Genomic DNA, 15534 nt, shown 5'->3' on the forward strand with positions numbered 1-15534 from the left:
AATATGTTTCAAGAAAAAATGGAGGATTTTAAAAATGGTCATAAATTTTAAAAATATATTAGCTTTAGTAACTACGACTCTTTTAATGCAAAGTCTTTCTTCTCAGGCTTCGATGGCCAATGAATCCAAGACTACTTCAGCTTCTTCGGTTGGTAAATTAAAAATTTGTGTCGTCAATGTTCAAGCCGCAATATTAAAAACGAATGAAGGCGAAGCTGCTAGACAAAAAATCCAAGTTGATATCGACAAAGATCGTGAAGCTTTAAGAGTTAAACAAAACGAATTAAAGGGGCTTGAAGAAAAGTATAAAGCTCAAGAAGCCGTACTTGGCGCTGAAGATAAAGATAAACTTCAAAAACAATTCCAAGGAAAACTTCAAGAATTGCAAAAAGCGCAAATGAATTTTGAACAAAATGCAAGACAAAAAGAAATTGCAGCAACTCAAGAAATCTATCAAAAATTAATCAATATAGTAAGAGAAACTCGAAAAGCTGAAAACTGTACAGTTGCTTTCGACAGTGGTGCCGGAGTCCTATTAGATGCTGATGAAGTAAAAGACATCACTCAAAAAACTATAGAAAAATACAATGCAATGCACAAACCTAAAGATCTTAAAGATAAAAAAGAGGCTAAAAAATGAGTTTTCTTTCTATTGAAGAAATTATAGAAAAAACAAATTGTGAAGTAAATCCTTTCCAAAAAGAACAAAAATTTGTTGGAGTAGCACCTCTAAATTTAGCAACTCCTGATCACATTTCTTTTTTGATCAACGAAAAATATTTTGATGATGCTTTAACGACTAAAGCAGGAGCAATTATTTGCTCTAAAAAAGACGCTGAAAATTTATTAAATAAAACAAAAAGCGTTTTAATTGTTAGCAGCAATCCTCATGCTACTCTAGCAAAAGTATCTCAACATTTCTTTAAACCAAACCATCCATTTGCGGGAAAATCAAATCAAGCTTGTATTGATGAAACAGCTGAAATTCACCCAACTGCAACAATATTCCCCTTTGCATTTGTAGGTCCAAATGCCCAAATTGGAGAAAATACCGTTATTTATTCGGGTTGTTTTGTTGGAGCTGCAAGCACTATTGGAAAAGATTGTATTCTCTATCCAAATTCTGTTGTAAGAGAAGGTTGCCACTTAGGAGATAGATGTATTTTAAATCCTGGGGCAGTTATTGGAGGAGATGGCTTTGGCTTTGCTCCTACTGAAAAAGAAAATATTAAAATCCCACAAATTGGTGGAGTCCAACTTGCAGAAGATGTCGAAATTGGAGCCAATGCAACCATTGATCGTGGTGCAATGGCTGACACAAAAATAGGCCGCCAAACAAAGATTGATAATTTAGTGATGATTGCTCATAACGTGATAGTTGGAGAATTTTGTTTTATAGCAGCGCAAACTGGTATAGCGGGTTCAACTATAGTTGGAAATAGAGTTGTTATGGCTGGTCAAGTAGGCGTGGCTGGTCATTTAAAAATTGGAGATAAATCAACTTTAACGGCGCAAGCAGGAATTTCTAAAAATGTCCCAAATGGAGAAATTTGGGGAGGTTCACCTGCAAGAACTTATAAAGAACACGCAACAACCATAGCATTTGTGAATAGACTTGTTAAACAAGCAAGCAAGAAATAAGTAGAGAATAGGAGAATTAAAAATAATGGATAATATATTTGATAAAATTGCTATGAGTATGGATGACATTAAAAAAGTAATTCCACACAGAGATCCATTACTGTTAATTGATTGCGTGCATGAAATAAATTTAGGAAAAAACATCATCACAAGTAAATTGCTAACTAAAGATGATCCTGTATTTAGAGGCCACTTTCCCGAGAATCCTATTTATCCTGGAGTGTATTATTTAGAGGCATTGGCTCAGTCAGGAGCGGTTCTTGGGCTTATCACTCGCAAAGAAATGGGAATTGTGGAAAGTAACATTGGATTTCTTTCATCGATTGATGATGTCCGATTTCGTAAGCCAGGAACTCCAGGCAATCGCATAAAATATGAAGTTGCTGTCGATAAAATGCGCGGCCCTTTTTTATGGCTTAAAGGAAAAGCATATATTAATGATGAAGTTGCTGTTGAATGCTCTTTATCTATGGCAATAGCCCCACAAAAATAGGACTTAATAAAATGACAACTTCAGTACAAATTCATCCAACTGCTATTATAGAACAAGGTGCGGAAATTGATTCTGGTGTTACTATTGGTCCTTATGCATTAATAGGCCCGCATGTAAAAATTGGAAGAAATTCAAAAATTCATGGGCATGCGGTTGTTACTGGACATACTTTCCTTGGCGAAGAGAATGAAGTATTTAGCTTTGCCTCTGTAGGTAATCGTCCCCAAGATTTAAAATATAAAGGCGAACCAACAGAATTAATCATTGGAAGTAAAAATATTATTCGTGAATGTGTAACTTTACAACCAGGAACTGTTCAAGGTGGTGGTAAAACCACAATCGGAAGCCAAAACTTATTTATGGCGTATTCACATGTAGCCCATGACTGTATAGTCGGCGATCAAAATGTCATTGCAAATGCAGTACAAATAGCAGGTCATGTTACTATAGATAACATGACAATTATCGGAGGGCTCTGCGCTATTCACCAATTCGTCCACATTGGTGACATGGCTATGTTAGGCGGAGGATCGGCTACAGTAAAAGATATCCCTCCTTACTGTGTTTCAGAAGGTAACAGAGCTATCTTAAGAGGCCTCAATGTTGAAGGAATGAGAAGACGTAATATTTCTCCTGAAGTAAGAACTGCAATAAAAAATGCTTACAAAATAATGTTTTTAAAAGGGCATCCTACCTTAGATGCTGCATACAATGAATTAGGAGATTTGATAAAATTTCCTGAAGTTGAAAAATTTATTACATTTATTAAAAACGCCAAAAGAGGAATTTCTCATCCAAGCCAAAATGCAAACGATTTAAATAACGAAGAGTAAAAAATGAGTTATATCCAAAAAGGTGGAATTTGTGTCGTTGCTGGTGAAGCAAGTGGTGACATTCAAGCTTCACTTTTAATTGAAGCTCTGAATAAAGAATTTGCTAAAAAAAATTTAGCAACTCAGCATTTTTGGGGATCTGCAGGTCCGCATATGCGCAATCTCGGTGTTGAAGATATAGTCAAAGTTGAAGATCTGGCTGTATTTGGCTTAACTGAAATTATTTCGCATTATTCTTTAATATCTAGTGCATATAAAAAAATATTAAAAGAAATTATTGTCCGCAAACCGCTGGCAGTAATTTTAATTGATTATCCCGGATTTAATTTAAAACTTCTTCAAGATATTTATGCATTAGGAATTACTGTAATTTATCATATTCCACCCAAAGCATGGTCACACGGCAGAAAAAGGACTGAAATACTTAAAGAGTATACACATTTGGTAACAAGCATATTACCTTTTGAAACAAATTTTTTTAATGAGAATAAAGTAAATACTATTTTTGTCGGCAATCCTTTAAAAGATAATGTTGATCAGTATTTAAAGGAACATCAATCTAATAAAATTCCTTATCGTGTGGGAATACTACCAGGAAGTAGAAAAAGCGAAATTAAAAATTTATTACCTTTGCTTATAGAGTCTTTTATTGAACTCAAAAAAATTGAACCTAAAGTAACTGGCGATCTTCCAATTGCCCCTACATTAAATCCAAATTTTGTAAAAGATATTGTACTTATTACAGCTCAAAAATTTGGCTTTAATCAACAATGGATTGAGAATAATATTACTTTTGGAATTGGTAATGCTTATGATGTAATGGCAAGATCAAGTTATGCTTGGGTTTGTTCTGGAACTGCTACGCTAGAAACTGCTTTTTTTAATACTCCAATGAGTGTTTTTTATAAACTAGCACCAATAACAGCTTACGTTGCTAAAAAAGTAATAAAAGTAAAATATGTTTCTCTTGTTAATTTATCAGAAAATAAAGAAATTATTCCTGAATATCTTCAAGAAAAAGCCACAACTGAAAATTTAGTTAGTCATGCTTTAAAAGTTTTTAATGATGACCAATATACTAAAAATGTTTTACTAGGGCTTGAAAAAGTTCGAAAAACTTTTCCACCTAATGCTGCACAAAATGCTGCTGTTGCTATTCTTAATTGTATTGAAAAATATAATGTTAACAGCGAATTAAAATTTAAGCTGCACCATGAAAATCGGATTAAGTAATGAAAAAAGAGCACCAAGGTTCATTTATAAAAATAGTTTGGAATTCCGGTAAAAAAGATATTTTATTGGGCTCTCCCTGGTTACCAATTTATTCTCTTTCAGAAGTAACACTTGCTCTTTCAGTGGCAATTCTTTTGCAATTAGTCTTTTACACAACACCAAGAATTCCAGTTATAAATTTGATTCCTGGGCAGCTTAAAAACTATTTCCACTTCGATCAAACTTTAGATAAAAAAGATCTCATTTTTATTATCCCTATTCTAATTGTTCTTTTATCTTTGATAAAATTAATTAGCGGATTTATGAGCAATTATTTAACGGAAAGAGCTGGACATAAAGTAGCACATTCGTTACGAGAAGAAATGTTAAAAGGATTTTTATCTTCCCCAGGAAATAAATTAGATCAAAAAGATCCAGATTTTATCGCTAATCAATTAATGCAAGATACAACATTGCTACAAGCAGCTATTAGTAAAGGAACAATAAGTTCATTTCGTGATTGTTTTGTTCTTTTGGGAATAGTATTAACTATGCTTATGATCTCGTGGCAAGCATTTATTATTGGATGCTGCGTATTTATTCCTTTAGGTTTAATTTTAAAAAATGTAGCAAAAAAAATTAATTTCTACACCCGTGAAAGTCAAAAACATCAAATTGCAATATCAACAAGAATTCTTTCTAGTCAAAATGGTTTACTTACAATAAATGCCTTAAGAAGTCACAAAAGAGAACAAGAAGATTTTGAAGTAACTAATCTGAAAAATTATTTCATAATGAAAAAAAGTTTATTTGTAAGAACTTTTTTTACGCCTGCAATGGAATTCTTTGCAACTTTTCTGCTTGGTATTATTTTTGCTTGGAGAGTAAACTATAGTGGTGATTTTCAAGCTAGTACTTACTCATCAATGTTAATACTTCTTGCATTTTCATTTAAATATATAAAGAATATTACTTCTTCTATTACTTTTTTTAGTGAAATAAGGGTTGTTTTACAAAGAGTTAAATCATTCTTAGGAGACTTTTCTAATTCGAAATTGACTAAACCAAATCCTTTGCCTTTATCATCAACTGCAGCGATAATTGCAAATAATGTTTCTTATACTACAGAAACTGGAAAAGAAATTCTTAAAAACTGTTCTTTGAGCATTCCAAAAGGAAAAAAAATTGCATTTATTGGTGAAAGTGGTGCAGGTAAAACAACCTTTTTAAGATCACTTGCAGGTTTAGTTATCCCTACTAGCGGTGAAATAAAAATTATTCCAGATTTTCTCCTTACTTCACAATCACCTTATATTTTTCGTGGAACAGTTAAAGAAAATATTATTTATGCAGAAACCTCCTATCCTGAACATATAGCTGATGAAAAAGCAAAAGATTTAATTATCGCTCTTATGCTTTCATATTCCGACTCAGGAGCAAAATTATTTTTAGATAAAAACCTTGGATATCTTGGAGATGGTTTATCTGGAGGAGAAAAAGCAAGAGTAGCATTAGCAAGAACACTTTTTCCAAATCCAAAGCTAATTCTTTTAGATGAACCGACAGCTAATCTTGATGCAAAATCCTCTGAACTTTTTTGGAAAGCAATCCAAAATTGGAAAAGTAAAGATTCAGAGAATACAGTCGTAGCTGTATCACACGCTATCCATGAAATAAAAGATTTTGATTATTGTTACATTTTTGAAAATGGAAATATAGTTAAACATGGCATTCCAAAGGAGATTATTGCTAATGCTTAATGACTCCTTTAGTCAAAAATTAAGGAGACAATTAAATCTACCATTACAGCAAAAAAATTTCTTTTTTAAGTTGCTTTTACCAATATTATTTTTAATTTCTTTTTTTATATTTCTTGAAGCTAAAAGACGAAGAAAAAAAAATTATCGTAAAAAAACTTCCGTTCTTAACAATGAAATTGATATTAAAATTATATGTATTGGAAATATACTAATTGGAGGAACTGGAAAATCTCCTATTGTGCAAGAAATAGCTAAATTATTTTTAAATAATAACTATGTTGTAGCAATTGCTTCAAGAGGTATAGGTAGTAATATAAAGTCAGTAAACGTAGATAGTAAACAACAAAAATTTAAAGACTTTCTTTCCGATGAAAATAGAGAACATTTTGAAAAATTAATGTTGCATAAAAATATAAATAAAGAGTTTTATATCTTACAAAATCCAAATCGAGCAGAATCCCTAAAATATTTTTCCCAGCAAAAATTAAAAGAATCTAATAGTAATAAAAAATATGTATTTCTTCTTGATGATGGTCTCCAACATTTCCAATGCCCAAGAGACATAAATATTTGCGTATGGGATCCTAAACTTTTATTGCAGAGCCCTCTTTACGTATTACCGATTGGTCCTTATAGGGAAGGATTTGGAAAAAATGATTTTCAGAACTTACTAACTAATTTTGATTTTAGATTTTGGTCTCGGACATCTTATCAAAATTTAAAAAATTATTCCAAAACTATAAAAAATTGTATAAAAATATTTAATTTAAAAGAAAATATACAAGATATTATTGTTTGTTCGGAAACTATTTTCTATGAAATTAGTCCTGGTAATTCTCTTAAAGAAATTGATTCTAAAGCAATCTCAATTCTAAGTAATTCTTATAATAATATTTCAGTTGTTACTGGAATTGCTAATCCGGATAGGTTTCTCTTAGATTTAAAGCAATTTTTTCCGCAAAAGAATTTTAAGCATCTTTCATTAGGAGATCATGGAAATTTATCGAAAAATGCCCTTGATTTTATTAATAACTCTGAATTTCTTATCTTCACTTTAAAAGATTATTATCGTTGGTGTCAACATCTTGATTTTGCTTTTGCAATTAAATTAAAAAAAACGATATTATGTTCGATTGATGTTTCTTTTTATAATCTAAATCTTGAAAAAGAAGACTTCTTTACTAAACTTGTTGAATTTAAAAGGTAAAATGATGTTCAGGAAAAATGTAGCGGCTCTAATTAAATGCCAAAATAAATATTTAGCATGTTTTCGCAGCGATCATAATAAATGGCAAAATGTCCAAGGCGGTATAGAAACCTCTGACTCCTCTCCAATTGCAGCAATCATTCGCGAAACTAAAGAAGAGCTAGGAATAGAAGAAAAAGATTTTAAAATTATTTATAGATCAAAATTTTGGAGACGGTATTTTTTTCCTAAACATATTTTAAAAAAAGCACGCTTTGAAGGTAATATTGGTCAAGAACAACTTTGGTTTTTAATAGAGATTAAAGATATAAAGAGCATACATTTAGAAAAATCAGTGGGAGAATTTCAAAAAGTAGATCTGTTCACAATTGAACAATTTTTAAGTAATTACTCAGAGTGGAAAAAAGCTAGTTTTTATGATTTCTGCCGAGAAATTGGGATTGTTAATTAATTTATTTTTAACTAACATATTTGGAATGAAAATAGCAATCTATTAAGTAATCAAACATTTCAGGAAATTTTATCACTTAATTAAAATTTTTTTAATTAACCAATCAATAAAAAATCAAAAATTAATATTAATTTATTGTAAAATAAATATTTCTATAGTTTAATACTAAAAACTAACCTATAAGGTGTAATTATGAAAATTAAAACATTTTTTTTAAATTTTTTTACTTTCTTTATAATTAACCTAATTCTTTTTTCCTGTCAAAAAAAATCAAATGACGAGCAAAGCATAGATTTTTATTCACCAGTGACAAATAAATTTTCTCCAGTTAATCAGGATATTCACAATATTATAAATAAGTGGCAAACAAGTTGTGCAATAAATGGAGAATATTGCAAACAGAAAGCAACATTATCAGCTGGAAAAGCAAAAGAAAATGCAAGTAGTGAGGGATATCGGGTCCTTATCATTGACGATAGTGCCATGGCTTTAGCTGCTTACACTAGATACCGGAATAGAGTATTAGGGAATTATATTGAAGACTCTAATGGAAAAATAGTTGAAGATAATAGACAGATTGAAATACCTTTAGCTGCTAATGAAATTCTTACAGATATTCTTAATAATGAAAAATACGGCTTTGTGCCTGCAGAAAAATTAAATGTCAATCAAGATGAATTTAACAAAAATTTTGCCAATGAACTTTCGCAAAAACAATTTATCGATGAATCTTCTGGCCATTCAACAAATATTTTTAATTTTATAGCTAATAATTCTCCGCAAGCCCAATTTGTATTAATCCATAAAAAACCAAGTAATTTTGAAAAAATAGTTTGTGATAATAAATCGAGTGATGAAGAAAAAAAATCGAATCTATATAATTACTTTATAAAAAAAAGCGGTAAAATAATAGAAGTAATTAAAAAATATCATATCAAATTTATTTCTTTATCTGAAGGAATATCTCATGAATCGCTTAGTAAATTAAATTGCAATTTATCTGACGATTTTATGAAAGAAATTAATGAAAGTTACTTTCGTGATTTTCTAGTAAACATAGTATATAAAAATGATGTAATTCTTTTCCAAGCAAACGTATCTGCGAATGAAATTATAGACCGTAATGATAAAAAATATTACTCCGATTGTAAACTAATGCAAAACAGAATCCGTGTTGGAGTAGTTAATACCTTAAATAGGAACATACCTGAATATGGCTTAAACGAAAGAAACAGTAATATTGTTATTGGAAAAAATAAAAATTCTGAACAATGTACAGATGTTTATATCAATATTGCAGTTGAAACAGCGAGACCCTTTAATTTTGCGCAAGGTGTTGTAGAATTTTCAATATTCAATGTAGGAACAACAAAGCCAGTTGGAACAGATGTCGTTAGTTCATTTTCAACACCTATTGCAGTATCCTTCTTTTTAAATGAAAAACTTAAAAATTTAAATATAAACACTGCTGATGATGTATTTGAGCATTTTAAAAAACTTCGTGGTGAAAAAAATCCTGAAGATAACAAAAATTATTTAATACTAGATCCCGCACTCCATAAGCAATTTTCTATTTATAAATTTGGATATTTAAATTAATATTTTGTTACAAATTAGAAATATTAATATATAATTTTTTAAATATAAGCATTTATAATATTTAAGTTTATAAACAATTAAGTCAAATAAATGACTATTTATCAATCAATAATTCTTTAGTAAGTTCAACTTTCAAATAGAATACCCACTTTTTCACATACTAATTTATACAAAAGTTAGGAGGAATATACTTTATTTTTTTAAATATTAAATTGATAAATTGGAGAAAAATATGTTTAAAAAATTATTTTTTGTTTATGTAGGGTGTTTCCTTCTTTCAAATTCAAATGCAGTAACTATAAATACCTTTGATAATTTTACAAGATTTATTTTTGATAAATCGGACTTTAATTTTAATACAGGAAACATACAAGGTGATTACTGGTTTTATCCAAGTGGAGCAGGATCAAATAATTGCATCGTATCTACTGTACCTATATTCATCCCTGCAAATGCACAATTAACTGGACAAATTGAATTTAAAGCAAAAGCTTTAATTTGGATAGAAAAACTAAGTGACTATTACAACACTAATATTTTTACAATTAAAAATATTTCTTCAAATGGAAATACAACTTTCCAAGAAAGTAATATTTATTTGTCAGCTCTTAGCGATATGCGAGTTTTATATTATAGAGACATGAACTCATATATAGAAGCTAAAACAGTTGCAAATGATTTTATTCAACAACCTTTCATTTTTAATTCAAGAGATAGCGTAACTGGTAAAATGAAATTTTGTATTTCAAGTGTAATACCAAAATTAGAATTAGGCATTAGAACAATTACAATTGAAGCTAGGATGTAAATTTTATGAAAAAAATAATATTAATTTTTGTAATAAATTTTTTCACTATTTCAAATGTCTTTTCAAAAAATCTACTCGTTTGTGAATATGATGAACTTTACAAAACAGGTTGTCACATCGAAGAATTTATTATTGGAGAAAATTTAAAATACCAAATGGATTTTTCTACTAACTATAAGTTCGATTGTGAAGGTCATGACTTTCAAGTTGGTATTTCTACTGAATTTGGTTTTTATCCTATGCAAAGAAGTACAAAAATTCAAAAAATTCTTTCGACTTTTCAAGCAAGAGCTGCTTTAAAAGTTTTAAACCCTGATAAATTATATGCAAAAATTTTAAATAAAAATTGTGAATTAACAATTCTTCAGTCAGAACAAACACCATCTCTACAGACAATTACTATGTGGAATGATGATGCAAAAAATATGATAAAAACATTAAGAACTTTTTCTGAATCATTTCAGCTTGCAAAGAATTTATTAGAAATTAATAATTGGGATAAAAATAAACTCTCACTTTTTTATGACCAAATTAAAAAAATTTCAAATTTATATCCACAAAATTTGCAATTAAAATTATTACTTTCATCAATTGAAAGCGTATTGCAAAATAGACCTGAGTTAATACAAGTTGACCAAGCTACTAAAGAAAATTTGATTAATTATTACAAAAATAAAATTCTTGAAATAATTAATGAAGCTAATAAACTTATTGAAATAGTGGACTACTGGAAAATAAAATTAGATGCGGATTTAAAGATAATTATTGATGAATTAAAATTGAAAATAAATAATTCTTTGGAGAAATTATGAAAAAAATAAATGTAGTAATTTTATCAATAATTTCATTAATTACAACATCTACAATTTTTCCAGAATCTGAGCCAGATAATGCTCAGTTAGATCGCAGAGAAAAAGAAGCTCTAAGTAAACTTTCTGATATTGATAATTTATCTGAATATTATGGAAGAATTATTTATATAAGAGATAATTTAATTCTTGGAAGTAAAGGCTTAGATTATCACTTTAAAAACTGTACAAATCAATTAGGAATTTGGATTAATGATTGGTCATTTTTACTTTCTTCGATTGATTTACATGACAAAGAAAATACTAATTTAGTCCAAAACAGTGTAAAAAATTTTTTGCAAAAGCAAATAGATAAAGGAGAAACTCTAAAACAGAATTGTTCTATTATTAATAACAAAGTTAACGAAGCAAAACTTGTAATTAATAAAATGCCTGAATTTAATTCAAATAAACTTACTGAATATAAACAAATTATAGATGAAATTGAAAAAGTCAAATTTAGATTAATACAAATTTTGGATAAATATAGAATTGTTCAAGGTGACAAGGTAGAAAAAATTAACGAATTAATAGAATTAACTAGAAAAGCTTCACTTGCTAAACTAAAAACAGAACTAGTGGGAAACATAAAAATTCCACTGCAGAATGCTATTTTAGAATTTCAAGCTATGCTAGACGCATCAAAACTTTCAGATCAAGCAATCTCTCAAATTTTAAATTCAGAGCAATTAATGGACAAATTTGTTTTAAATATGCAATATTTTAAAGCAAAAAACTTACTACTTAAAAGTAAAGAAGATTGCTTGACGCAACTTTCTAATCTTGAAAAAAGTTCAATTGATAAAAAATATCTTTTCCCAATAAAAGAACGAATAACTAATTTATGTTCTGCTACTGAAAATCATTTCAGAAGTTTAACACAATTAAATATAAAAAATTATGAATATTTAAAAAATTACTATGAATTAGTTAATGCAAATATAAGTATTGATTGCAATAATAAAAATAATACTTTATCTTGCCAAAAACTAAACATAATAAATTCGATTGATACAGAAACTTTATCTACTCTTCCTGACAGTAATTTAGAATTTATTGAAAATTTATTGTCGCAAGTATATGAGGAATATAAAAAATGAGATTTAATTATTCTAATTTATTTATTATACTCTTAAACTTTTTCCTATTTTTTAATAGCTTTTCATTATCATGCAATGAAAATTTAATTGAAAATAAAAAAACTCCTTTAACATACAAACCATTTCCATTGCTAGATCCAGATACAGGGAAAATATTAACTCCAACCGATGAGATACAAATAACAGATAGAAATGGAAATATTTCAAAAATTAAAGCAATTGATTTTTTTAATCAAATAAATGGAATGGAATACTCTTTAAACCAATGGGGTTATTCACTTCGTGATGCCGATGGAAAATATAGTTTAAGCCAATTAGATATTTGCCTAAGTCTTTTAGAAAAGCAGAAAGAATCAATTGACAAAAGTATGAATTTTTCTCCTGAAAACTCCATGCCAAGTTATTCTGACTGGCTTAATAAAGTAACAATTGCCTTAAAAAATTATCAAGCTTTTACACCTTCAATGCAAGATTTAAGAAGAATTGCAAATGAACGAAAGCTCGATGATTATATTACACAAATTCCGCCTTTTGATGTTCCACGTCCACCTACTTTTAAACCTGTAGAATTAAAAAGTTTCAAAAAAGAAAAAACTTGGTCATTCGAAAAAGGTCAAAAATCAAAATTTTATATTAATGGTTTTGCTGGATATAAAGTTGCTGCAAGTAAAATTGAAGTAAACAGTGAAGCAAATGCAGGATTAAATGGAGCTGTTCTTGGAGTTTGGGAAGGAAGCATTGCTAGTGCAAGGGCTTCAACAAACTCTCCAGGAAATCAAAATGGAAAACTTAAAGTAACTGCAGACATTTTTGGAAAAACATTATTTGCCATTGATCAAGATATTGGCAAATTAGGTTATAAGGAAGAAAAAACATTATTCGATACACCAATCCAACACGAAGTAAGCACTCGCTTTACAGTTGGACCTATTCCAGTAAGGCTTGCTGCTGGTATTAGAGGCCAAAATATTATGCGCTGGGGTGTTGAATTGGTTCCTTTACAAGTCCAATCCTATCTTCAGCACTATGCGGGAATTGATGCTTATGCTTCTGCAGCGGTAGATATTTATGTAGCAGGAGCAGGTGTCGTAGGGCGTCTATTGCTTGTAGGAATTGACACTCGTGTTTCCGCAGGAGGATTTGTTGAATTTAATGATGTCCCTGCATTAAAACTAGAATTATTAGGAACAACTCAATTAAATGCATTACAAGGTGACATCAGGCTTTTTGTTTATGCTTATTTACCTTCTTGGAAATTTTGGAAAGGATTTGTTGAACGAAAAGAATGGTCAACAAGCCTTTGGAGCTATAATGGTTACCAAGTAAACGCAACAATTTTTGATTACTCTGCTAAACTTACTCCTACTGGCTTTTCAGCAAAAGGTGACTTAAGTGTTGAGGATGTCCAAGAACAACTTGCTATTGATACAAAATTAAAACGCGAAGAAAAAATAAATAAACTTGAATTTGAAGTTTTAAATCGAATTTCCGAAACCATGAACTCTATTGCAAATGATCTACACAGTGAAAGTAATTTAAATTTAATTAAATCAGAATCGTTAGTTCAAAAAAATAGTGATATATTAAATCAAGCATTTAATGGATACTACAATATTTTAGCAAAATGGATTGAGAAGGATTAAGAATGAAAAAAATATTTTACATTTCTTCACTAGCAATAATTTTTTTTTGGGAATAGCTTTTTATTATAAAATATCATTATTTCCAAAAGAAATGAAACCTATTAGTTGCAATCCTAATGAAAAATCAACTTTTTTTGTGAACTATAAAACCTCTAATGAAACAAATTTTTCTCAGTTTAATAAAAACCCTGAAAAATTAAATTTTGAACTGAACGGTGAAATTTCTGAAATTTGTCTAAACTCAGCAGACAATTTAGAATTCTTGTTTGATTTTTCAAAAATCCAAGTAAAATCAAATTCATCTATTTTAAATATAAATTCTATCGAACCAAATTTTGCATTTGTAAATATTCTAGTTTCTAATATAGGTGAAATAATACAGATAAAAAGCAGTCAAGATATCGAACCTCTTCTTTTAAATTTGTATAAAGAATATGTAAAAAATTCCTTTGCTAATTTCAAAAACTATAATGGATCAGGAAAAATATGGGAAAATGAATTGCTCGGATTTGAAGGTAAAAGCAAATATTCATATAATTTTCTTCATTCAGGTATATTACAAAGAAGATTTGTTGATGATCTTCCGAATACAAATTCCTATGTTATAAATACGGGTAAAAATGTTGAGAAAAAATATTCATCTGATTCTATTACATCTTTTACATTAGATAAAAGAAATTTGAGCAAAAAAATTAGCATGATTAGAAAATCAAAAACATACCTAAATAATAGAATGATAGCGGAAGAAAATACAATTTTTGAGAAAAATGTACTTACTGAAAAGCAAACTTCTGCACTAGATAAAAAAATTCTAAATTCACTTGTTAGTAATGATTTAAAAGGGGAAGAAATAAACGAAAGACTAATGAAAAAAGTGTTACTTGAAAATTTTAAATTTAAAGATTTTTCTTCCTTTCTTAATAGTTACACAGAAAGTAAAAAGGAAAATGAAACAGAATATTTCCTGCAACTTAAATCTTTAATGAGCTTAAACCAAAATACTTTCAATGAAATTTTAAATTTCACAAATAAAAATTCAATTTCCAATACTTTTCAAAATATTTTAATATCTGCTGCTATCTCTTTAGGAACTCCTGAGTCTCAATCGTTTTTAATTGAGTTGTTTAATCAAGAAAAAGATCTTAATAGAAAAATTGTAATTTTAGGTAATTTAGGAAATGTTGAACATCCCTCAAAAAATACTGAAGACTTTATTTTCGCACAATTAAATCCGAATAATAATTTAAACTTATATAATACTGCAGAACTAGCATTGGGCAATATTGCAAGTAACTTAAAAAATTATTCTCCTGAAAGAGAAGTTTATATATTTAACTCACTTCTAAATATTCTAAAAGAAAATCCTAATTCCATAAAAAGACAAGTTACAATTTATGCACTAGGAAATTATGCTGATTCTAAAATTCTTGAAACATTAAAACAAGAATTATCCTCAAGTGATGAAGATGTAAGAAAAGCAGCCGTTTATGCGCTAAGGTTTATAAATCTAGCAGAACCAGATGATTTACTAGCAAAAGTATTACGCAATGAAAAAAGAGAAAGTGTTACTCTTTCTGCTTTAGAAGCAATTTCTTTTCGCAAACAAAGAGATGATATTGTTTCATTAGAAAGAATTTTATTACATGAAAGTCCCTCAGAACTGATTAGAATGCAAGTTTTGAAAAATTTTTCTTTGATAGGACTGCAAAACGAAATTAATTATGCAAAAAATTATGATAGTGCCAAATCTATAAGAACCTATGCCGAAAATCTTTTACTAAGATTTAAATATGACTTTTAAAACTTCTTTAATCAATTGAAATAAATAATAGTAATTAAATAATTTTATGTTTTACAAAAATATAGTATTTTAATAATAGACAAAAAAATGACAAATATTTTTAAATTTAATACCTATTAATATAAAATATTTATGGAT

The 15534-nt window shown here is 28.7% G+C and carries 14 protein-coding genes; all 14 read left to right on the forward strand.

Going from position 1 to position 15534, the window contains the following annotated elements:
• The first annotated feature begins 34 nt into the window (after positions 1 to 34).
• The 14 genes from QEJ31_RS06060 (at position 35) to QEJ31_RS06125 (ending at position 15396) form a co-directional block, all read left to right on the forward strand.
• Positions 35 to 640, forward strand: coding sequence for an OmpH family outer membrane protein (locus QEJ31_RS06060; protein ID WP_280592893.1), 606 nt, complete (start codon positions 35 to 37; stop codon positions 638 to 640).
• Positions 637 to 1641, forward strand: a complete 1005-nt coding sequence (lpxD, locus tag QEJ31_RS06065; RefSeq protein ID WP_280592894.1) for a UDP-3-O-(3-hydroxymyristoyl)glucosamine N-acyltransferase — start codon at positions 637 to 639, stop codon at positions 1639 to 1641. Before QEJ31_RS06060 ends, lpxD begins: the two co-directional genes overlap by 4 nt.
• A gap of 25 nt (positions 1642 to 1666) precedes the next feature.
• Positions 1667 to 2134, forward strand: a complete 468-nt coding sequence (gene fabZ / locus QEJ31_RS06070; RefSeq protein WP_280592895.1) for a 3-hydroxyacyl-ACP dehydratase FabZ — start codon at positions 1667 to 1669, stop codon at positions 2132 to 2134.
• An 11-nt stretch (positions 2135 to 2145) separates the two neighbouring features.
• Positions 2146 to 2967: an acyl-ACP--UDP-N-acetylglucosamine O-acyltransferase gene (lpxA, locus tag QEJ31_RS06075; RefSeq protein ID WP_280592896.1), complete on the forward strand. Its 822-nt coding sequence runs from the start codon at positions 2146 to 2148 to the stop codon at positions 2965 to 2967.
• A gap of 3 nt (positions 2968 to 2970) precedes the next feature.
• Complete coding sequence (gene lpxB / locus QEJ31_RS06080; RefSeq protein ID WP_280592897.1) at positions 2971 to 4200, forward strand: lipid-A-disaccharide synthase; 1230 nt, start codon at positions 2971 to 2973, stop codon at positions 4198 to 4200.
• Positions 4200 to 5939 (forward strand): ABC transporter ATP-binding protein, encoded by a 1740-nt coding sequence (locus QEJ31_RS06085; protein ID WP_280592898.1) that lies wholly within the window; start codon positions 4200 to 4202, stop codon positions 5937 to 5939. Before lpxB ends, QEJ31_RS06085 begins: the two co-directional genes overlap by 1 nt.
• A complete protein-coding gene (locus tag QEJ31_RS06090; RefSeq protein ID WP_280592899.1) occupies positions 5932 to 7146 on the forward strand; it encodes a tetraacyldisaccharide 4'-kinase in 1215 nt (404 codons plus the stop codon). Before QEJ31_RS06085 ends, QEJ31_RS06090 begins: the two co-directional genes overlap by 8 nt.
• Before the next feature lie 4 nt (positions 7147 to 7150).
• Complete coding sequence (locus tag QEJ31_RS06095; RefSeq protein ID WP_280592900.1) at positions 7151 to 7597, forward strand: NUDIX domain-containing protein; 447 nt, start codon at positions 7151 to 7153, stop codon at positions 7595 to 7597.
• Positions 7598 to 7789: 192 nt separating this feature from the next.
• Positions 7790 to 9196, forward strand: coding sequence for a hypothetical protein (locus QEJ31_RS06100; protein ID WP_280592901.1), 1407 nt, complete (start codon positions 7790 to 7792; stop codon positions 9194 to 9196).
• A 232-nt stretch (positions 9197 to 9428) separates the two neighbouring features.
• Positions 9429 to 10004 (forward strand): hypothetical protein, encoded by a 576-nt coding sequence (locus tag QEJ31_RS06105; protein WP_280592902.1) that lies wholly within the window; start codon positions 9429 to 9431, stop codon positions 10002 to 10004.
• A gap of 5 nt (positions 10005 to 10009) precedes the next feature.
• Positions 10010 to 10816: a hypothetical protein gene (locus tag QEJ31_RS06110; RefSeq protein WP_280592903.1), complete on the forward strand. Its 807-nt coding sequence runs from the start codon at positions 10010 to 10012 to the stop codon at positions 10814 to 10816.
• Complete coding sequence (locus QEJ31_RS06115) at positions 10813 to 11952, forward strand: hypothetical protein (RefSeq protein WP_280592904.1); 1140 nt, start codon at positions 10813 to 10815, stop codon at positions 11950 to 11952. The genes QEJ31_RS06110 and QEJ31_RS06115 overlap by 4 nt, the downstream gene beginning before the upstream one ends.
• The gene (locus QEJ31_RS06120; protein WP_280592905.1) at positions 11949 to 13595 is read left to right on the forward strand and encodes a hypothetical protein; all 1647 of its coding nucleotides are present in this window, start codon (positions 11949 to 11951) and stop codon (positions 13593 to 13595) included. The genes QEJ31_RS06115 and QEJ31_RS06120 overlap by 4 nt, the downstream gene beginning before the upstream one ends.
• The gene (locus tag QEJ31_RS06125) at positions 13582 to 15396 is read left to right on the forward strand and encodes a HEAT repeat domain-containing protein (RefSeq protein WP_280592906.1); all 1815 of its coding nucleotides are present in this window, start codon (positions 13582 to 13584) and stop codon (positions 15394 to 15396) included. The genes QEJ31_RS06120 and QEJ31_RS06125 overlap by 14 nt, the downstream gene beginning before the upstream one ends.
• Positions 15397 to 15534: the final 138 nt, after the last annotated feature.

This window comes from Pigmentibacter sp. JX0631 (assembly GCF_029873255.1).
In the GTDB taxonomy this organism is placed as follows: domain Bacteria; phylum Bdellovibrionota_B; class Oligoflexia; order Silvanigrellales; family Silvanigrellaceae; genus Silvanigrella.